Origin of the sequence: Roseovarius sp. (genome assembly GCF_048262375.1) — a bacterium.
Classification (GTDB): domain Bacteria; phylum Pseudomonadota; class Alphaproteobacteria; order Rhodobacterales; family Rhodobacteraceae; genus Roseovarius.
In genome coordinates this window covers 79,891-98,836 of record NZ_JBLXFE010000009.1, presented here as the reverse complement: position 1 = coordinate 98,836, position 18,946 = coordinate 79,891, and the positions used below count along the sequence as shown (strand labels likewise).

The window sequence follows — 18,946 nt, the reverse complement described above, 5'->3', positions numbered from 1 at the left end:
GATGTCGTGTCCCTGCCCGGGCTAACCACTATATATTGTGGCCTTGGTGCCCGCCCACACAAACTGACGTATATTGCCATATGCGGTCAACGAAAACTTTTCCAATTTTCACAGAAAAAATGTTTGACTTGTCTTCTCGCGAACATCCCCCCTCGGCCCCCTATGATTCATCCACAGGCAGAGAGGCTGGGCATGCGCGCCGCTTGCGCCAAGGTCAGGCGTGAGAAGCCGTTGTTTTCGGCACAGTTGACCGCCCTAGCTCTCAAATCACTTGAACTGCGTCACGAGGGGCACAAAAGCAAACAGCGCGCCTGAAAGGCACGCTGAGCATTTCGTGTTTACTTGCTTAAAATATGGTCGGGGCGGCGAGATTCGAACTCACGACCCCCTGTACCCAAAACAGGTGCGCTACCAGACTGCGCTACGCCCCGGACCGTGCGCCTGCATACTGACGATTGCAGGGCTTGAAAAGCCAAAAACCAGCGTCGCGTCGCTTTATTGACTCTCAGAGCATGGCCAAGCGGCCTTGCTCTGGTCGATAGCGTTGTGACGCATGGCCCAACCCTCGGTAATACCGATCTTGCGCGCCAGACCTCCGTTGATTTCCAGCACGGCGAGTATCCCATCGCCGCCGAAAATCGGTGACTCGTCGAGTGGCTGTGCCTCGTGATGCACCTTTTTCACTGTTCCGGTCTCATCCATGAAAATCATGTCGAGGGGAATCAGTGTGTTCTTCATCCAGAACCCCACCGATTGCGGCTTGGGGTAGACAAAGAGCATGCCCGCACTCTTGGAAAGGGTCTCACGATTCATGAGTCCCTGCGCGCGCTCCTGTTTGTCATCGGCAACCTCGATGCGGAACCTCGCGGTGCCCGCGTCGCTCCTGAGCATCGCAACGTCTTCCCGGCACGATTCGGCCACAGCCGTGCTTGCAAAACAGGCAAGCACGGCCGCGCCTGTCACTCTGATGATTTTACCGCAGCTTCCCATCCACACACCTCGGTTGCCATTCGCCCTCTTTTACCATCAATGACGCGAATAGCCAGCGCCTCTCCGGGCTGGACATCCGCCAGACCAGAACGGCGCAAAACCTCTATGTGAACGAACACATCCTCATCCCGACCAAAGGTATTGGCAAAGCCAAATCCCTTGCCCTTGTCGAACCATTTGACCCGGGCGGGTTGCAGCGGCGCATTGCGAATGATCTCGGGATCAATCTCGTCGAGATCTGCAAGCCCGGTATTTTCCAGATCATCCGGCGGCTCAATCGCGTGCACGGTCACGGCTTGCCGACCGCGCTCAGTCTGCTGGACATCCATTTCCACGCCTGCACGATCCGCAACAGAACTCTGACCAAAGTTCCTCAGAACATTGGCGTGCAGCAAAATATCGGGGCCACCCTCATCGGCAACAACAAACCCGAAACCCTTTACAGGGTCAAACCACTTAACGCGCCCCCTTACTCTGCGAATGTCATCATTTTGTATCGTCAATTTTTCCTACCTTACAGCCTTCATCCCCAAGACTGCCATAACACTTGCGTTATATTCGCCCCCTCTTGCAAGCGGTTAATAACATTAATTTTCAAAGCCTTGCATTTCACGCAACGTGAAATTTATGGGTTCAGGCGTTGAATTCTCCAGTTTTCCCCTAAGTCTTTCCGTCGCCAGACAAAGCGATCATGCAGGCGAAACGCCCCATCCGCCCAAAACTCGATTTCCAGGGGAGCAATCCTAAAGCCGCCCCAAAAGGGAGGGCGTGCCGGATTTGGTCCTTTCAGAGCCGTGATTTTGGCAACCTTCGCCATCAGGCTCGCACGGCTATCGAGCGGTTGTGATTGCTCTGATGCCCATGCCCCCAGCCTGCTTTTGAGCGAGCGCGAGGCGTAATACTCATCCGCGCGCGCGCCCTCTTCCTGCGTCACATCTCCCCGAATGCGAATCTGGCGGCGCAAGGATTTCCAATGCAGCACCATCGCCGCCTTGGGGTTGGCCGCCAATTCCCGCCCCTTTGCGCTATTGTAATTGGTGTAGAAAATGAAGCCGTCAGCGGAAATTTCCTTGAGCAGCACCATACGCACATTCGGCAAACCATCCGCATCCACGGTCGAAAGCGCCACGGCATTGGGATCATTCAGCTCGGTCTTTTCCGCCTCAGCGAGCCAACTTCGAGCTATGTTGAACGGGTCATCCCCCGCAAATATGCCATCGTGTTCCATCAAACTGCTCCGGTGCCATCGGTCGAAAGCTACTACCTGCGAAGCAATCTAACGCAGATCATAGCATTTGACAGGTTTAGCGACAGAATCGCCAGCCCTTGATGCAATCCCGCCAATCGCCTAAAGGTCAGAAAAATTATGATGGCCGGGGGCTGGGAATGTCAAACAATCTGATGGCGGGAAAACGCGGGCTGATTATGGGGCTCGCCAATGATAAATCAATCGCCTGGGGTATTGCCCGCGCCTGTGCGGATGCGGGGGCAGAACTGGCCTTTAGCTATCAGGGCGATGCGCTGAAGAAACGGGTTGATCCGCTGGCGGCAGAACTGGGCTCAACCATCGTGCTGCCCTGCGACGTGGGCAACATGGATTCGGTCGATCAGCTCTTTGTCGATCTGGGCACCCATTGGGACAGCCTCGATTTCGTGGTTCATGCCATCGGTTTTTCCGACAAGAACGAATTGCGCGGGCGCTATGTTGACACCAGCCGCGACAATTTCCTGATGACAATGGATATCTCGGTTTATTCCTTTACGGCCGTCATGCAGCGCGCCGAAAAGATGATGAGCGAGGGCGGATCGGCCCTCACCCTCACTTATTACGGCGCAGAGCAGGTGATGCCGCATTACAACGTGATGGGTGTCGCCAAGGCCGCGCTGGAGGCAAGCGTTAAATATTTGGCCGAAGATCTGGGCAAGGATGGTATTCGCGTCAACGCCATCAGCGCCGGACCGATCAAGACACTGGCCGCCTCTGGCATCGGCGATTTCCGCTATATCCTGAAATGGAACGAGCTCAACTCGCCGCTCCGCCGCAACGTGACCATCGACGATGTGGGCCGCTCCGCGCTCTATCTGCTCAGCGATCTGGGCTCTGGCGTGACCGGCGAAACCCTGCATGTCGATGCAGGCTATCACATCGTCGGCATGAAGGCAGTGGATGCCCCCGACATCGACGCCAGCGGCGGGCGCAAGGACGCGGAACAGTGACCCTCACCGCCTTTCTCGCGGTTTGCCTGCTGCACCTGATGGCTGCAATCAGCCCCGGACCGGCGGTCTTGATGGCCGCACGCACCGGCATCACCGAGGGACTGCGCACCGGCGCTTTTCTGGCGATGGGCATCGGCGCGGGCGGCGTGATCTGGGCGGCGGCGGCGCTTTTCGGCCTTGGCCTTGTGTTTCAGGCGGCACCCGCCCTGCTCTGGACACTCAAGATCGTAGGCGCGGCCTATCTCATCTGGATGGCATGGGGGCTGTGGCGCGATGCCGACCGCCCGCTGGACATGGGCGCAGAGGACCGCGTGCCCCGTTCGGCGGCCTCGGCCTTTCGGCTGGGCCTGATGACGCAATTGGCCAATCCGAAACCGGCGGTGCTCTTTTCCGCGATCTTCATCGGCACCGTGCCCCCCGGCACCTCGCCTCTGATTTTCGCGGCCCTGCTGATCGTGGTGTTTCTGAACGAAACCCTTTGGAACAGCCTTGTTGCGCGGATATTCTCGCTGGATCGCAGCCGCACGGCCTATGTCAGCCTGAAATCCATCATCGACAGATCGTTCGGTGGGCTTCTGGCCCTGCTCGGCGTCAAGATCGCCAGCACCTGAGAGGAGAGTTTCAATGACCGCGCTCGATCTTCTCGCCTTCAATGCGGTTTTGGCCGCGGCCATCCTCAGCCCCGGTCCGGCCCTGCTCTTTGCCCTGCGTACGGCATTGGCTGACGGACGTGGGGCGGGCATCGCGGCGGGTCTCGGCCTTGGCCTTGTTGCCGCGCTCTGGACGCTGGCGGCGCTCCTCGGACTCGAAACACTCTTTGTCCTTTTCCCTTGGGCTTATGCGGCGCTTAAATTCGCGGGTGTTGCCTATCTGATTTATATCGCCTGGAACACATGGCGTGCGGCGCACCAACCTGTAGCCGAAGGCGCACGCAAGCCGCGCGGTCGGGCATTTATGGACGGCGTTCTGATCAATCTCGGCAACCCGAAATCGGTGCTCTTTGCGGCCTCAGTGCTGGTGGTGATTTTCCCCAAAGGACTATCCAGCCTTGAGGTTGCAATCATCGTCGGAAACCACATGGTGGTTGAATGGGCGTTCTATGCTGGCTTTGCCACGCTTTTGAGCGGTGCGCAGGCGCGGCGCGCCTATTTGGGCGCAAAACCATGGATCGACCGCGCAGCAGCCCTGCTGATGGGCGCGCTCGGGCTGAAACTCTTACTGAGCAGGTGAAAAAATGATGGACCGCCTCCCCCATGAAAAAGGCTTTCACGTCAGTTGGGATCAATTGCACCGCGACGCCCGCGCTCTTGCATGGCGTTTGCAGGACAAGACGCCCGAAGGCGGCTGGCGCGCGATCGTGGCCATCACCCGGGGCGGCATGGCCCCGGCGATGATCGTGGCCCGCGAATTGGACATTCGCACCGTCGACACGATCAGCGTCAAATCCTACAACCACCAGAGCCAGACCGCGCCCGTGGTGATCAAATCGCCGGACATGGCTATCATCGGCGATGGCACCGGCGTCCTGATCGTCGATGATCTGGTTGATACCGGTCGCACGCTTGAGGTTGTGCGCCAACATATGCCCAAGGCGCATGTGGCCACTGTCTATGCCAAACCGATGGGCCGGACGCAGGTGGAAACTTTTGTCACCGAGGTCAGTCAGGACACGTGGATTTTCTTCCCGTGGGATATGGCCCTGCAATATGTCGAACCGTATCGGGGCGCGTGACATGGCCTTGTTGCCCCGCACCGCCTGCACCTATTCACCGCCGGTGATGGAGGCACGACGCTGGCTTGACGGCGTAACGTTTCCGCCCGAGCGCCCCCTTATCAACGTGAGCCAAGCCGCCCCGGTGGCCCCGCCCCCAGAGGCGTTGCGCCGCGCCGTGGCCGAGGCCGCGATGCACGAACCGCAGGCGCATCTTTACGGCCCCGTCCTTGGTCTGCCTGATCTGCGTGCCGAAGTGGCGGCGCAATGGTCCGCCACCTATGGCGGCAGCATCATGCCCGCTCAGGTCGCCATCACCTCTGGCTGTAATCAGGCATTTTGTGCGGCGATCACCACGCTCTGCGCCGAAGGGGATGAGGTAATCCTGCCAACCCCATGGTATTTCAATCATAAAATGTGGCTCGACATGTCAGGCGTGCGCACCGTTCCGCTGCCAGCGGGTGCGGAATTGCTGCCCGACCCGGATCATGCCGCGGCGCTTATCACACCGCGCACCCGTGCCATCGTGCTGGTCACCCCTAACAATCCGGGCGGTGTGGAATATCCAGCCGACCTGACACAGGCATTCTACACGCTTGCCAAGGAACGCGGTCTCGCCCTTATAGTCGATGAGACCTATCGCGATTTCGATGCGCGGCCCGCTGCGGGGCACGACCTCTTTCACGATCCTGATTGGGCCGACACGCTGATCCAGCTTTATTCCTTTTCCAAGGCCTACCGCCTGACCGGCCACCGGGTGGGCGCGATGGTGGCCGCCCCTGCCCGTTTGGCCGAGGTTGAGAAATTCCTCGACACGGTCACGATTTGCCCCAATCAGCTGGGTCAGATCGCGGCGCTCTGGGGCATGCGCAATCTGGGCCAATGGCTCGCGGGTGAGCGCGACGAGATTCTCGACCGTCGCGCGGCGATCCATGACAATATGCCAAAGCTTGCAGGTCATGGCTGGCAACTCTTGGGGTGCGGTGCCTATTTTGCCTATATGGCGCATCCTTTTGCCATGGCCTCTGACCAACTGGCGCAAGCTCTGGTGCGCGAGGCAGGGATTCTGCTGCTACCCGGCACGATGTTTCGCCCCGAGAACGACCCACAGGGTGCGCGTGAATTGCGCGTGGCCTTTGCCAATCTGGACCGCGCGGGGATCGACACGCTCTTTGACAGGCTGGCCGCACTCCGCTGGCCTCTTGTCCCGACGCACGACAGCGCGTAGACAGTCGCCCAAGCAGGCATAAGCCACAAACCGACAGGGGGCCAAGATGGCAGGCAAAGGTATTTCCAAAGGCGCGATGTGGGTTCTGTTGAGCCTTCTGATCGTCGGCCTTGCCGGGTTTGGGGCAACCAACCTCTCGGGTACGGTGCGCAGCATCGGCCACGTCGGGACGGTGGACATTGACGTCACCACCTATGCACGCGCTCTCCAGAACGAAATTCGCGCGCTAGAGGCGGAACGCGGCACCACCATAAGCCTTGCCGAGGCCCGCGCCGCCGGGGTCGATACTGATGTTCTGTCCCGTCTTGTGGCGCGCGCTGCCCTGGAACACGAGGCCGCGCGTCTGGGCCTGTCCATCGGCGATACAAACCTGCGCGACCAGATCATTGATATTCCAGCGTTTCAGGGGCTTGATGGCAGCTTTGATCGCGAAGCCTATGCCTATGCCCTGCAACAGGCGGGTCTGAACGAATCCCAATTCGAGGAAAACATCCGCTCCGAGACCGCCAGCACGCTGGTTCAGGCCGCAGCCCTCGCCGGATTGCAGACGCCCGCCGCGTATATGGACGCGATGATGACCTATCTGGCAGAGCGCCGCAGTCTGGCCTTTGCCGTGCTTGATCGCAGTGCCCTGAAATCCGGTTTGCCGGTCCCCTCGGAGGAGGATCTGAAAACCTATCATCAGGCCAATCTGCCCTCATTCACCACGCCGGAAACCAAGAAACTGGCCTATGCTTGGGTCACCCCCAGCATGATTATCGACACGGTCGAGGTGGATGAGGCTGCTTTGCGGGATGCCTATGTTGAGCGTGAGGCCGAGTTCAACCTGCCTGAGCGGCGTCTGGTGGAACGCCTGATATTTTCGGATACAGAGGCCGCAGCCCGCGCCCGGGCCCGAATTGACGAAGGCATCGCTCTTGAGATGCTCGTGTCGGAACGCGGGCTTGAAATGGCTGATGTCGATTTGGGCGATGTCGCGCGCGAGGATCTGGGCAACGCAGCCGAGGCGGTGTTTTCAGCCACAACAGGCGAGGTGGTTGGCCCGATCGATACCAATCTGGGCCCGGCCCTCTTTCGCGTCAACGCTGTGCTTCCGGCACATATCACGTCCTTTGAAGAGGCCGAACCGCAATTGCGCGACCAGCTTGCCGCCGACCGCGCCCGCCGCGTGATCGACGCGCAGATCGACACGGTGGATGATCTGCTGGTGGGGGGGGCCACACTTGAGGAAGTGGCGCGTGAAACCAACATGGAGCTTGGGAGCATAGATTGGCACCCCGGCCTGACCGAGGGCATGGCAGGCTATGACAGTTTTCGCGCCGCAGCCGAAGCCGTGGCAGAAGGGGATTACCCCGAAGTTATCCAGTTGGAGGATGGCGGCATAATGGCCCTGCGTCTTGACGGCATAGACGAGCCGCGTATCCAACCGCTTGAGGATGTCCGCGACGCCGTACTGCGCGGTTGGCGCGCCAAGGCAACGGTTGCGGCGCTCAAGGCGCAGGTGGAACCGCAACTCGCAGAATTGCGCGCGGGCAAAAGCTTTGACGAACTGGAGCTGACGGTGACCGAAGTCAAGGACATGACCCGGCGGGATTACCGCCCCGAAGCGCCAGCCGCCTTTATTGACACGGTGTTTGGCATGGCGGAGGGCCAAGTCGAGGTGATAGAGGGAGAGGGCCGCCTGTTCGTTTTGCGGCTCGACAGTATCGCCCCGCCGGCCTCCGACACTGCGGATGAGGATTTGGCCCGACTGCGGACAGCGCTTCAGGATCAAGCGGCCGCCGACATTGGTCAGGATCTCTTTCAGATACTTGCAGATGACATTCGCACCCGTGCGGGCGTCGAGCTGAATCAGGCCGCGCTCAACGCGGTGCACGCCAATTTCAACTAAGGACCGTCCAAATTGGAACTGACCCCGTCGTTCGAGGACTTTGCCCGCGCCTATGAGGCTGGCGAAAATCAGGTGGTGCATACGCGGCTGGCTGCGGATCTTGATACGCCTGTGTCCCTGATGCTCAAGCTGACAGGGGCCGCGCGCGACGCGTTTCTGCTTGAATCTGTAACCGGGGGCGAATTGCGCGGGCGCTATTCGATCATCGGCATGAAACCCGATGTGATCTGGCAATGCCACGGCACCGCGAGCCGCATCAACCGGCAGGCGCGCTTTGACCACGATGCGTTCGAAGATCAGCCGGGCGATCCGCTGGCCAATCTGCGCGCGCTGATTGCCGAGAGCCGCATCAACCTGCCCGAGGGCATGCCCGCCGCCAGCGCCGGGCTCTTTGGTTATCTGGGCTATGACATGATCCGGCTGGTCGAACACCTGCCGAATGTGAATCCAGACCCGCTCGGCCTACCTGACGCCGTAATGTTGCGCCCCTCCGTGATTGCCGTCCTCGACGGGGTCAAGGGCGAGGTGATGGTCGTGGCCCCGGCATGGGTCGGCAGTGGACAATCAGCGCGCGCGGCCTACGCGCAGGCCGCTGAACGGGTGATGGACGCGGTACGTGATCTGGAACGCGCCCTGCCACAAGCGAGCCGTAGCTTGGGCGAGGCACATGAGGATGCCGCCCCGGTGTCCAACTTCACCCGCGAAGCATACAAAGCCGCCGTGGAAAAGGCCAAGGACTACATCCGTGCGGGCGACATCTTTCAGGTGGTACCCAGCCAGCGCTGGACGCAACCTTTTCGCCAACCCCCGTTCTCGCTCTACCGCTCTTTGAGGCGCACAAACCCGTCGCCTTTCATGTTTTTCTTTCACTTTGGCGACTTTCAGGTGATCGGGGCCAGTCCAGAGATTCTGGTCCGGGTCTTTGGCCAGGAGGTGACAGTCCGTCCCATCGCGGGCACCCGGCCACGCGGTGCCACCCCCGAAGAGGATCGCGCGCTCGAAGCCGATCTTCTGGCCGACAAAAAGGAACTGGCCGAGCATCTGATGCTGCTCGATCTGGGTCGCAACGATGCCGGTCGCGTCAGCAAGATCGGCACCGTCCATCCGACCGAGAAATTTATCATTGAGCGCTACAGCCATGTGATGCATATCGTCTCGAACGTCGTTGGCGAACTGGCCGAGGATCAGGATGCGCTGAGCGCGCTTCTGGCGGGGCTTCCCGCCGGGACGGTCTCGGGTGCGCCCAAGGTCCGCGCAATGGAAATTATCGACGAGCTGGAGCCTGAGAAACGTGGCGTCTATGGCGGTGGCGTGGGCTATTTCAGCTCGGGCGGCGATATGGATGTCTGCATCGCGCTGCGTACCGCAGTGGTCAAGGATGAGAAGCTCTATATTCAGGCCGGTGGCGGCGTGGTCTATGATAGCGACCCCGACGCGGAATATATGGAAACCGTCCATAAATCCAACGCCATACGTCGCGCGGCGGCGGATGCCGCGCGCTTTGGCGGCGACGCCAACGGCTGATCGCGGTTGATTCAGGTCAAGGCAGGGTTGTCCGCGCGGGCGTAAATCTGAACCATTATATTCCATTCATCGAATATAAGGGAGGACATCAGATGGACCGACTAATCCGCACCGCCGCCGTGGCCCTTGTGGCCTTCGGCCTGACGCTGATCCCTCTTGCCAGCACGGCCGGGGATGCGCTGGTCCTGCAAGACCCGGTCGCCGTCGACACACTCAGCAAGAGCAAACACACCGCCCCCGGCCTCTATATCACCGCCGCCGAGGCCGGGCGGGTGCTGGCCGATCATCCAAACGTGGCACTGATCGACGTGCGCACCCCGTCCGAGGTCAGCCTCATCGGCTATGCCACCGCCGCTGCGGCCAATATACCGTCGAAATTGATGGATCCCGCGCTTGGCTTCGACGCCAAGAAGGGCGCCTACAAGATGATCGACAACCCCACCTTCGTCGAGGAAATGCGCGCGTGGCTGGTCAGCGACGCCGCCCAAGGGGTCGACACGCTCTTTGTGATGTGCCGCTCGGGGTCGCGCAGCGCGGCCGCCATCGCCAAGCTGGTCGAGGCCGGTGTGGACATCACGATCTACAATGTCGTCGATGGCTTTGAGGGCGATACCAACGATGCAGGCGCGCGGGTGGTGAATGGCTGGCGTAATGCGGGCCTGCCCTGGACCTACAAGATACGCGAGGGCCTGCGCCCCGGCTATAACTGAGGCTTGCGGCGGGCCGGTCCCTCGGGCAAGACAGGGGCATGGCCCGTCTCATCCTCTTCAACAAACCCTATGACGTGCTGTCGCAATTCACGGATCGCGGCAGCGCCGATAGCCCGCGCGCGACACTCTCAAATTTCATTGACGTACCGCGGGTCTATCCGGCTGGTCGGCTCGATCGTGACAGCGAGGGGCTGTTGATCCTGACCGATGACGGCCAACTTCAAGCACGCATCGCAAACCCCCGTTTCAAAATGGAAAAAACCTATTTCGCACAGGTTGAGGGCCTGCCCGATGACGCAGCGCTTGCGGCGTTGCGCCAGGGTATCACACTCAATGACGGACCGACGCGTCCGGCGCGGGTCGAGCGGATGGAGCCGCCAACACTCTGGCCGCGCACGCCACCCGTCCGCTTTCGCAAATCCGTGCCCGATTGCTGGCTGAAACTCAGCATATCCGAAGGGCGCAACCGTCAGGTGCGCCGCATGACGGCCCATATCGGCCACCCCACCCTGCGCCTGATCCGCTGGCGCATCGGAGATTGGACGCTGGACGGGATCGCCCCCGGCATGTGGCGCGACCTTAGATGAACTCGGCCTTCGCCTCGGGCGCCGCCCGCGCGACCGCCAAAGCCTCGGCCAGATCGACATCCTTGGACAACAGCGCGCGCCCGATGATCGTTCCGGCGATATTGGGTATGTAGCGCAGCCGTGCCACATCATCAACCGAGCGCACCGTACCCCGCGCGATCACCGCATGCCGCGTGCCAGCCGCCAGCCCGGAAATCACCCCGAGACTACCGTCGCTATCCTCAATATCAGCGTCAATATCGGTCACCAAAAGCCCGGCCAGCGGCACGCCGTCGAAGGCTGCAATAAACTCAGCCGGGCCAAAGGCCGAAGCCGTGCGCCAGCCGTCGGTCATCAATTGCCCCTGATAGATATCCACCGCCACGACGATCTGATCGGGATGATACTTGGCAAGGACCTTCACCGCTTCGGGGTCCTGTACGGCCATTGTGCCCAGCACAATCCGCCCCGCCCCCCGGTCGATCCAACGCTCTACCGCCTCGCGCGATCGAAAACCGCCCCCCAGCTGCACCGGAACGCCCACAGCGCGGATGATCTGCTCGATCAGAGCATCATTGTCACCCGCACCGCGCAACCTGTTCATATCCGTGAGGTGCATCCATTCGGCCCCTGCCGCCACATAACCGCGCGCGGTCTCGATCGGGTCCACATGCCACAGCACCGGCTCGTCCAGCCTGCCGCGAGTCAGACTGACACATTTTCCATCGAGAATTTCCAAGGTGGGATAGAGGATCATCGCCATGCCCTTTCGCTATGGTTTCGGGCATAACCTGTGGCCAAACCGCCGCCACGGCTGTCCCCTGTGCGGCATGATACGGGCCTTTCGCGGCCTGAACGGCGCAAACCCTTCCCGGACAGCGCCGCCCGGATCAATCTGACGTCAGCACCGCCGAAATCGGCGCCAGCGCCACGCTCGCGGCCCGGTCCTGCAATCCCCACAAGAGCAGCGCGCTGATCGTGTCGGCCCGCAACCGGCCCAGCATGATCACGCCGTCGTCCTGCTGATCCGCCTTCATCGCCGCCTGATCCAGAAACCGCCGGATTGCAGCCGCGTTTTGCCCCTGCCCGTCAAAATCCCGAAACAGGCTGGCCGAGGGCACGCCCTCGCGCGCAATCAGCTTTTGTGCGGTATTGAGCCCATTGGGATGCATCACCAGACCGTGCCCGCTTTCTTTGAGGATCGGGGCCAATTGCTCGCTGGCCTCGCGGCTCGATTGCAGGCCGGTACCTGTGCCCTCCAGTACCGCGACCGCCTGCGGCACCTGTGCAAACCATGCCTGCATCGCCACTTCGGCATCCTCTGGGCGTGCCCCCTCAGGCAGATCAGCCATCGCCAAAACCTCGAACCCGGCGGCGCGATAGCGTTCTGCGGCCTCTGCCGCCCCGGACCAGCCGACATCGACCGCGAAATTCAGCGGATAGGGAAAGCTCTGGAGCGCCTCAACCCCGATCGGACTCTGCCCGTCATCCATCAGAATAATCGCCATGAGCGGCTTGCCCTCGGGATTGTCAAATGCCACCCGATTGCGCGCCAAGGCTCCGTCTGGGGTCGCGGAATCTTGGGCTCCAGGCTCTGCCTCTGCCTCTGCCTCCGGCGCCTTCTCCGGGGCCGGGTCCGTCAGACTGGGCAGACGGTTGGTTGTCACCCCTTCGGCACGATTGCCGATCGTTCCAAGCGCAGGCAGCGTCTTGGGCCCTGCCTCCTCTTCGGGTACGGCCTCTGTCTCGACCTCGGTTTGGACCTGCGCTTCTGCATCGGGTGACATATCCGCGACGCCATCCGGCCCGGACGCCTCGGGGATCAGCACCGGAGCCGGTTCCTCTGTGGGAAAGATCGACGCGGCGGCGTCAGTCTCGGGCCCGGCGACTTCTGGCGTGCTGTCTTGCGGTGCGATCAAAGCGGCACTCTCTTCACTGATCTCCGGGACAGGTGGCTGCGCCGGATCAGTCGAAACAGCCAACTGATCCTCATTCACCGGCACCACGGGCGGCGGCAATAGCGGGGTGGGCAGGACCGGGTCATCGCTCTGCACCTCGACACCGACACTCTCGGTGGCTGTGGTCGGGGCCTCGGTCAGCTCCTCGGCAGCACCGGTCTCGGGACGAGCAACAGGCGCGGTCTCTGCCCCCCCAAGCGACGCCAGATCATCCGGCGCGGGGGCAGGCACCTGAGAAACGTCTCCGCTCTCTGGCGCGCTCTGCGCATCGGGCAACGTGGCCTGTTCATCCTCGCGCCGCAGATCAAACCCCGATCCCGCTGGCACCTCAAGGCTCACCGCCTCTGGCGGTGCCACCACCGGCTTTCCACTCAGCACCGAAATCGTGCCCAAGGCCAACCCCGACACCAGCGTGCCCGTCATGATGCCTGCCAATACTCCGCGTGCCACTGCGTTTGCCCCCGTATCTGCCCGTTTTACCTTATATCCGGCCTAGCGCCCCTTGACGGTGCCGCGCAAGACTGAACAAGTATACCGCGACCGGGGCCATGGCCTCCAGCCCCCTTTGCATGAGGACAGGCACGAATGCTGCTCTTGATCGATAACTACGACAGTTTCACCTATAATCTCGTCCATTATGTCGGCGAATTGGGCGCCCAGACGCGCGTGGTGCGCAATGATGCGCTCAATGTGCAAGAGGCGATGGCGATGCGCCCTGACGGCATCCTGCTCTCGCCGGGCCCCTGTGACCCGGATCAGGCGGGGATTTGCCTGCCGCTGACCCTCGCGGCGGCCGAAGCGGGGATTCCACTCTTGGGTGTTTGCCTCGGACATCAAACCATCGGGCAGGCGTTCGGCGGCAAGGTCATTCGGCACTCCGAAATCGTACATGGGAAGATGGGGCATATTCACCACACCGGCAAAGGCGTCTTTGCCGGGCTGCCCTCGCCTTTTGAGGCGACGCGCTATCACTCTCTGGTGGTCGAACGCGCGAGTTTGCCCGATTGTCTGGAAGTGACCGCAGAGCTGGAAGATGGCACGATCATGGGCCTGCAACACCGCGACCTGCCGATTCAGGGCGTGCAGTTCCATCCCGAATCAATCGCCTCGCAGCACGGTCACGCGCTGCTCCAGAATTTCCTCGACATGATGCAGGTTCCGGCATGAGCGACCGGCTGAAACCGCTTATCGGCGCGGCTGCCGATCGCCCCTTGACCCGCTCCGAGGCGGAAACCGCGTTTCAGATCCTGTTTGAAGGCGAGGCAACACCGGCCCAGACCGGCGGCTTTCTCATGGCGTTGCGCACCCGTGGCGAAACGGTCGATGAATACGCCGCCGCCGCCGCCGTGATGCGCGCCAAATGCAACGCGGTGCGCGCGCCGCAAGGGGCCATGGACATCGTGGGCACCGGCGGCGATGGCAAGGGCACGCTCAATATATCGACCGCCACCGCCTTTGTGGTGGCGGGGGCCGGCGTGCCGGTGGCCAAGCATGGCAACCGCAACCTCTCATCCAAATCCGGTGCGGCGGATGCCCTGACCGAGATGGGCATCAAGGTCATGGTCGGCGTGCCCGTGGTCGAACGCGCACTCAAAGAGGTGGGTATCGCCTTCATGATGGCCCCCATGCATCACCCCGCCATGGCACATGTCGGTCCGGTGCGCACCGAACTGGGCACGCGGACCATTTTTAACATCCTCGGCCCCCTTACAAATCCGGCAGGCGTCAAACGCCAACTCACCGGCGCATTTTCCCGCGATCTCATCCGCCCCATGGCAGAAACACTGGGGCAACTGGGGTCCGAGCGCGCGTGGCTCGTGCATGGATCGGACGGAACCGATGAGATGACGATCACCGGGGTATCCTGGATTGCCGCGCTCGAAGAGGATGGCAGCATCCACGAGGTCGAATTGCACCCCGAAGATTTCGGCTTGCCCGTGCACCCCTTTGAGGCCATCTTGGGCGGCACCCCTGCGGACAACGCCAATGCCCTGCGCGCGCTCTTGGATGGTGCTCCGGGGGCCTATCGTGACGCTGTTCTGCTCAATGCCGCCGCTGCTCTCACCGTCGCGGGCCATGCCAGCGACCTCCGTCAGGGCGTAGCTCAGGCCGCTGAGAGCATCGACAGCGGGGCAGCACGCGCAAAGCTGACCGCCTTGGCCAAACTGACATCGGAGACCGTATGACCAGCCCGACTATTCTGGACAAGATCAAAGCCTATAAGCTCGAGGAAATCGCCGCCGCCAAGGCCGAGCGTCCCGCCGCCACCATAGAGACGCTCGCGCATGAGGCCCCGCCCGTGCGCCGTTTCGCCGAGGCGCTGCACAATGCAAGCAAGTCCGGTTATGGTCTGATCGCCGAAATCAAAAAGGCAAGCCCCTCCAAGGGGCTGATTCGCGCAGATTTCAACCCCACGGCCTTGGCGCAAGCCTATGTGGAGGGCGGGGCGACCTGTTTGTCGGTGCTGACCGACACGCCAAGTTTTCAGGGGGCGCCGGACTTCCTCAGGCAGGCGCGTGCCGCCTGCGACCTGCCGGTGCTGCGCAAGGATTTCATGTATGACCCCTATCAGGTGGCCGAGGCGCGCGCCTGGGGCGCCGATTGCATCCTGATCATCATGGCCAGCGTTTCGGACGCGCAGGCAAGCGAATTGGAAGAGGCCGCCACCGAATGGGGCATGGATGCTCTGATCGAGGTGCATAACCGCGAAGAGCTTGATCGCACACATAGGTTGAAATCGCGGATGATAGGAATCAACAACCGCAACCTGAACACCTTTGAAACCTCGCTCGACACCACCCGAAGCCTGTCAAAATTCGTTCCCCCCGAAAAGATGATCGTCTGCGAAAGCGGCCTCGCCACGCCAGAGGATCTCGCGGACATGGCCCGCCACGGGGCGCGTGCTTTTCTGATTGGTGAAACACTGATGCGCGCCAAGGATGTGGCGCAGGCCACTCGTGACATTCTGGCCAACCCACTGATGCCCGGAGGCTTTTGATGACCGGGCTCAGCCACTTTGACGGACAGGGGCACGCGCATATGGTCGATGTCTCTGACAAGGATATCACCGCCCGCGTCGCCGTGGCGGAAGGCCACATTAAGATGGCCAGAGAAACCTTTGATATCATTGCAGAAGGTCGCGCCAAAAAGGGTGATGTTCTGGCCGTTGCGCGCCTTGCGGGCATCATGGCGGCCAAGAAAACACCAGACCTCATTCCGCTCTGTCACCCTCTGCCGATCACCAAGGTCGCCGTCGAATTGACGCTCGATCCGGACCTGCCCGGCGTTCAAATTCAAGCTACGGTCAAGACCACCGGCCAGACCGGGGTCGAGATGGAGGCGCTGACCGCCGCCTCTGTCACCGCGCTCACGGTCTATGACATGACCAAGGCGGTGGACAAAGCGATGGAGATCGGCGGCATTCGAGTGCTCCTGAAAGATGGCGGAAAATCAGGGCGGTACGAGGCACAATGATCACCGTTGACGCGGCTCTCGCGCATCTTTTCAGCCTCGTGCAGCCGCTCGACATCGAAGAGGTGCCGCTGGCGCAGGCCTCGGGCCGTATCCTTGCCCGCGACGTGGCGGCCAGCCGCAATCAGCCGCCCTTCGCAGCCGCAGCAATGGACGGTTACGCGCTCCGCGGTAACGAGGTTGCCTCTGGGGCGCAGTTTACCGTAACCGGCGAGGCGGCGGCTGGTCATGCCTATCCGGGCAGCGTTGGCGCGGGCGAGGCAGTGCGTATCTTCACCGGCGCACCGGTTCCCCAAGGGGCCAACCGCGTGATCATCCAAGAGGATGTGATCCGAAACGGCGATCAGATCACCCTTGGTGAAATACTCGATCACAAGGACCACATCCGCCCGCTTGGTTGCGATTTCCGCGAAGGCCAGAGCATTACCGCCCCGCGCCGGTTGCGGCCCGCCGATATCGCCCTTCTGGCCTCGATGAACATCGCCTCCGTGCCGGTGCGCCGCAAACCGCAAATCGCGCTCATGTCCACGGGTGACGAGTTGGTCATGCCCGGCGAGACCCCCGGCCCGGATCAAATCCTCGCGTCCAACACTTTTGGACTCAAGGCGCTTCTGGACGGTCTCGGGGCCGAGGCACGCATTCTGCCCATCGCCCGTGACACCATTGCCTCGCTTACAGCCGGGTTTGCTCTGACCCGTGGGGCTGACCTGATCGTCACCATCGGCGGAGCTTCGGTTGGAGATCACGATCTGGTCGGTCGCGTCGCTGGCGATCTGGGAATGGAGCGGGCGTTCTACAAGGTCGCCATGCGCCCCGGAAAACCGCTGATGGCCGGGCGCATGAGCACGGCTGCAATGGTAGGTTTGCCCGGCAATCCAGTCTCTGCCATGGTCTGCGGCCATGTGTTCGTCGCACCGATGATCAACGCCATGCTTGGACTAGGCCACCATGCGAGCCCGCGCTTGCGAGCGCCACTTGCCGTCGCCCTGCCCCCCAACGGCCCGCGCGAACATTACATGCGCGCGGCGCTCTTGCCCGAGGGACTCCGCCCCGAGGACAAACAAGACAGCTCCCTGCTGAGCATCCTCGCTAATGCCGAGGCCCTCATGGTCCGCCCGGTCAACGATCCAGCACGGCGCGCAGGCGAGATAGTCGAGTATCTGCCGCTCTAGGCTGCCTCAGAGGTTGGATTTGGCCTGTTGCTGACCTTGGCCCCGAAATGATGAGCGCGCGGTGCCCGCCCGAAGGGGCGGACAGGCGCTGCGCACCTTTGTTCCGCGCAATGGTGCAAGAGGCCAATATCAGCCAGAGGCCACAAACATTCCGCCCTCACGGGCAGAACAGATCGTTGAACAGGGCAAACAGCATCATCGACAGCACCAGCGTCAAACCGACAGTCATCAAAATACGGAGCGCCCGTTCACTTGGCGGGCGACCAGACACCGCCTCATAGGCATAAAACACCAGATGCCCCCCATCCAGCACCGGCACCGGAAAGAGGTTGAGCATCCCGACGGCCGTCGACAGCACCGCGATGAACCAGATGAAGCTCTCCGGTCCCTGGCTGGCCATTGCCCCCGAAACCTGTGCAATCCCAATCGGCCCGGACATATTACAGCTGCTGATCGCGCCGGTGATCATGTGATAGAGCCCCGAAAACGAGCTTTGGATGATCGCACCGGTCTGACCAACCGCGTCACCGATCGCTTCGATCGGCCCCAACCGTTCGGTTGCTGGTTCAAAGGCCATGCCGCCCGCGATTCCAATGCGCCACTCCGTGCGAAATCCGCCTTCGGGCTGCGGCTCATCCACCCGGCGCGGCGTGATGCTGACCTCGTAGGTCTCCCCGCTCGGACGCCACATGCCAAGCGTCAGCGGCGCACCGTTCGATCCCTCGACCACATCCTTGAGCTCGTCAAAGGCCACAATCGGCGTGCCGTTGACCTCTGTGATCACGTCGCCTGATTGCAAATCCGCATCAAAGGCCGCCGATTGCGGCGCAAGCCCGCTGATCAGAGGCGGCATAAGCTGGGGGCCCGCCACCTCGATCTGACGACCAGCGCGTTCAACCTCATATCGCAACAGTGCTTGGCTGGGCAGTGCGTCGATCAGATCGTCATAAAGCTCGCCCCCTGCCACATCGGGCAGGCCCATCCCCTCAATCGTCAGCACCCGGTCCCCCGGCAGCAGCGTAATCCCCTCAACCGGCAGAGGCTTTAATGCCCCCACGGTCAGCGGATCAGCCGTCTTGCCGCCACTCATCATCACCACAGTGAAAATCAGGATCGACAGGATGAAATTGAATACCGGACCTGCCGCAACCGTCGCCGTGCGCGCCCAGAGCGGCGCACCGTGCATAGTCTGGCGCAGCCGCTCCGGCGGCAAGGCCGCCATTGCAGCGCCATCCTTGCCGCTTGCCGCATCCGCATCGCCCAAAAACTTGACAAACCCGCCAAAGGGCAGCGCCGCCAATTGCCAGCGCGTGCCATGCCGGTCAACGCGCGAAAAAACCACCGGGCCAAAGCCCAACGAGAACACCTCTGCCTTGATCCCCGACCAGCGACCGACGATGTAATGGCCATATTCATGCACTGCCACGATCACCGACAAGGCCACGACAAAGGCCAACAGGGTTAGAAAGACATTGCCGAACTGCGGCAGGAAAGTCAGAATATCCACG

Annotated in this window: 20 protein-coding genes and 1 tRNA gene; 14 read left to right on the top strand and 7 right to left on the bottom strand. The window is 61.6% G+C overall.

What is annotated here, in order from left to right:
- Positions 1-354 precede the first annotated feature (354 nt).
- The 4 genes from ACN0SW_RS11840 to pdxH all read right to left on the bottom strand — a co-directional run bounded on the left by ACN0SW_RS11840 (position 355) and on the right by pdxH (position 2,218).
- Positions 355-431: transfer RNA gene (locus tag ACN0SW_RS11840), tRNA-Pro, on the bottom strand.
- A gap of 64 nt (positions 432-495) precedes the next feature.
- A complete protein-coding gene (locus ACN0SW_RS11835; protein WP_417728135.1) occupies positions 496-963 on the bottom strand; it encodes a DUF192 domain-containing protein in 468 nt (155 codons plus the stop codon).
- Positions 960-1,493 (bottom strand): cold-shock protein, encoded by a 534-nt coding sequence (locus ACN0SW_RS11830; protein ID WP_417728134.1) that lies wholly within the window; start codon positions 1,491-1,493, stop codon positions 960-962. Before ACN0SW_RS11830 ends, ACN0SW_RS11835 begins: the two co-directional genes overlap by 4 nt.
- Positions 1,494-1,615: 122 nt before the next feature.
- On the bottom strand, positions 1,616-2,218 hold the full coding sequence (pdxH, locus tag ACN0SW_RS11825) for a pyridoxamine 5'-phosphate oxidase (RefSeq protein WP_417728133.1): 603 nt from the start codon (positions 2,216-2,218) through the stop codon (positions 1,616-1,618).
- A 158-nt stretch (positions 2,219-2,376) separates the two neighbouring features.
- Here pdxH and fabI point away from each other — a divergent pair, with 158 nt between their 5' ends.
- From fabI to ACN0SW_RS11780, 9 genes are all read left to right on the top strand, one after another.
- Entirely contained in the window at positions 2,377-3,207 is an 831-nt protein-coding gene (gene fabI / locus ACN0SW_RS11820) for an enoyl-ACP reductase FabI (RefSeq protein ID WP_417728132.1), read from the top strand.
- Positions 3,204-3,818, top strand: a complete 615-nt coding sequence (locus ACN0SW_RS11815) for a LysE family translocator (protein WP_417728131.1) — start codon at positions 3,204-3,206, stop codon at positions 3,816-3,818. Before fabI ends, ACN0SW_RS11815 begins: the two co-directional genes overlap by 4 nt.
- 13 nt (positions 3,819-3,831) lie before the next feature.
- The gene (locus ACN0SW_RS11810; RefSeq protein ID WP_417728130.1) at positions 3,832-4,437 is read left to right on the top strand and encodes a LysE family translocator; all 606 of its coding nucleotides are present in this window, start codon (positions 3,832-3,834) and stop codon (positions 4,435-4,437) included.
- 4 nt (positions 4,438-4,441) lie between these two features.
- Positions 4,442-4,939, top strand: a complete 498-nt coding sequence (gpt, locus tag ACN0SW_RS11805; protein WP_417728129.1) for a xanthine phosphoribosyltransferase — start codon at positions 4,442-4,444, stop codon at positions 4,937-4,939.
- Complete coding sequence (locus ACN0SW_RS11800) at positions 4,914-6,146, top strand: aminotransferase (RefSeq protein WP_417728128.1); 1,233 nt, start codon at positions 4,914-4,916, stop codon at positions 6,144-6,146. Before gpt ends, ACN0SW_RS11800 begins: the two co-directional genes overlap by 26 nt.
- Before the next feature lie 46 nt (positions 6,147-6,192).
- Positions 6,193-8,037 (top strand): peptidyl-prolyl cis-trans isomerase, encoded by a 1,845-nt coding sequence (locus ACN0SW_RS11795; protein ID WP_417728127.1) that lies wholly within the window; start codon positions 6,193-6,195, stop codon positions 8,035-8,037.
- A gap of 12 nt (positions 8,038-8,049) precedes the next feature.
- On the top strand, positions 8,050-9,561 hold the full coding sequence (gene trpE / locus ACN0SW_RS11790; protein WP_417728126.1) for an anthranilate synthase component I: 1,512 nt from the start codon (positions 8,050-8,052) through the stop codon (positions 9,559-9,561).
- Positions 9,562-9,653: 92 nt separating this feature from the next.
- Positions 9,654-10,271, top strand: a complete 618-nt coding sequence (locus ACN0SW_RS11785; protein ID WP_417728125.1) for a rhodanese-like domain-containing protein — start codon at positions 9,654-9,656, stop codon at positions 10,269-10,271.
- A gap of 38 nt (positions 10,272-10,309) precedes the next feature.
- Positions 10,310-10,858, top strand: coding sequence for a pseudouridine synthase (locus tag ACN0SW_RS11780; protein ID WP_417728124.1), 549 nt, complete (start codon positions 10,310-10,312; stop codon positions 10,856-10,858).
- On the opposite strand, the gene ACN0SW_RS11775 is transcribed toward ACN0SW_RS11780, so the two are convergent.
- Positions 10,851-11,594, bottom strand: a complete 744-nt coding sequence (locus ACN0SW_RS11775; protein WP_417728123.1) for a 1-(5-phosphoribosyl)-5-[(5-phosphoribosylamino)methylideneamino] imidazole-4-carboxamide isomerase — start codon at positions 11,592-11,594, stop codon at positions 10,851-10,853. The genes ACN0SW_RS11780 and ACN0SW_RS11775 overlap by 8 nt on opposite strands.
- Positions 11,595-11,727: 133 nt before the next feature.
- Positions 11,728-13,245 carry a divergent polysaccharide deacetylase family protein gene (locus ACN0SW_RS11770; protein WP_417728122.1) on the bottom strand — a complete coding sequence of 506 codons (1,518 nt, stop codon included), beginning with the start codon at positions 13,243-13,245 and terminating at the stop codon, positions 11,728-11,730.
- A gap of 144 nt (positions 13,246-13,389) precedes the next feature.
- Here ACN0SW_RS11770 and ACN0SW_RS11765 point away from each other — a divergent pair, with 144 nt between their 5' ends.
- From ACN0SW_RS11765 to glp, 5 genes are read left to right on the top strand one after another with little or no spacing between them, the layout of a single operon-like run.
- Positions 13,390-13,962 carry an anthranilate synthase component II gene (locus tag ACN0SW_RS11765; protein ID WP_417728189.1) on the top strand — a complete coding sequence of 191 codons (573 nt, stop codon included), beginning with the start codon at positions 13,390-13,392 and terminating at the stop codon, positions 13,960-13,962.
- Positions 13,959-14,981, top strand: a complete 1,023-nt coding sequence (gene trpD, locus ACN0SW_RS11760) for an anthranilate phosphoribosyltransferase (RefSeq protein ID WP_417728121.1) — start codon at positions 13,959-13,961, stop codon at positions 14,979-14,981. The genes ACN0SW_RS11765 and trpD overlap by 4 nt, the downstream gene beginning before the upstream one ends.
- Positions 14,978-15,793 carry an indole-3-glycerol phosphate synthase TrpC gene (gene trpC, locus ACN0SW_RS11755; protein WP_417728120.1) on the top strand — a complete coding sequence of 272 codons (816 nt, stop codon included), beginning with the start codon at positions 14,978-14,980 and terminating at the stop codon, positions 15,791-15,793. The genes trpD and trpC overlap by 4 nt, the downstream gene beginning before the upstream one ends.
- Positions 15,793-16,269 (top strand): cyclic pyranopterin monophosphate synthase MoaC, encoded by a 477-nt coding sequence (moaC, locus tag ACN0SW_RS11750; RefSeq protein ID WP_417728119.1) that lies wholly within the window; start codon positions 15,793-15,795, stop codon positions 16,267-16,269. The genes trpC and moaC overlap by 1 nt, the downstream gene beginning before the upstream one ends.
- Positions 16,266-17,438, top strand: a complete 1,173-nt coding sequence (gene glp / locus ACN0SW_RS11745; protein ID WP_417728118.1) for a gephyrin-like molybdotransferase Glp — start codon at positions 16,266-16,268, stop codon at positions 17,436-17,438. Before moaC ends, glp begins: the two co-directional genes overlap by 4 nt.
- Positions 17,439-17,595: 157 nt before the next feature.
- Here glp and rseP read toward each other — a convergent pair whose 3' ends face one another.
- Positions 17,596-18,945: an RIP metalloprotease RseP gene (rseP, locus tag ACN0SW_RS11740; RefSeq protein WP_417728117.1), complete on the bottom strand. Its 1,350-nt coding sequence runs from the start codon at positions 18,943-18,945 to the stop codon at positions 17,596-17,598.
- Between the last annotated feature and the right edge of the window lies 1 nt (position 18,946).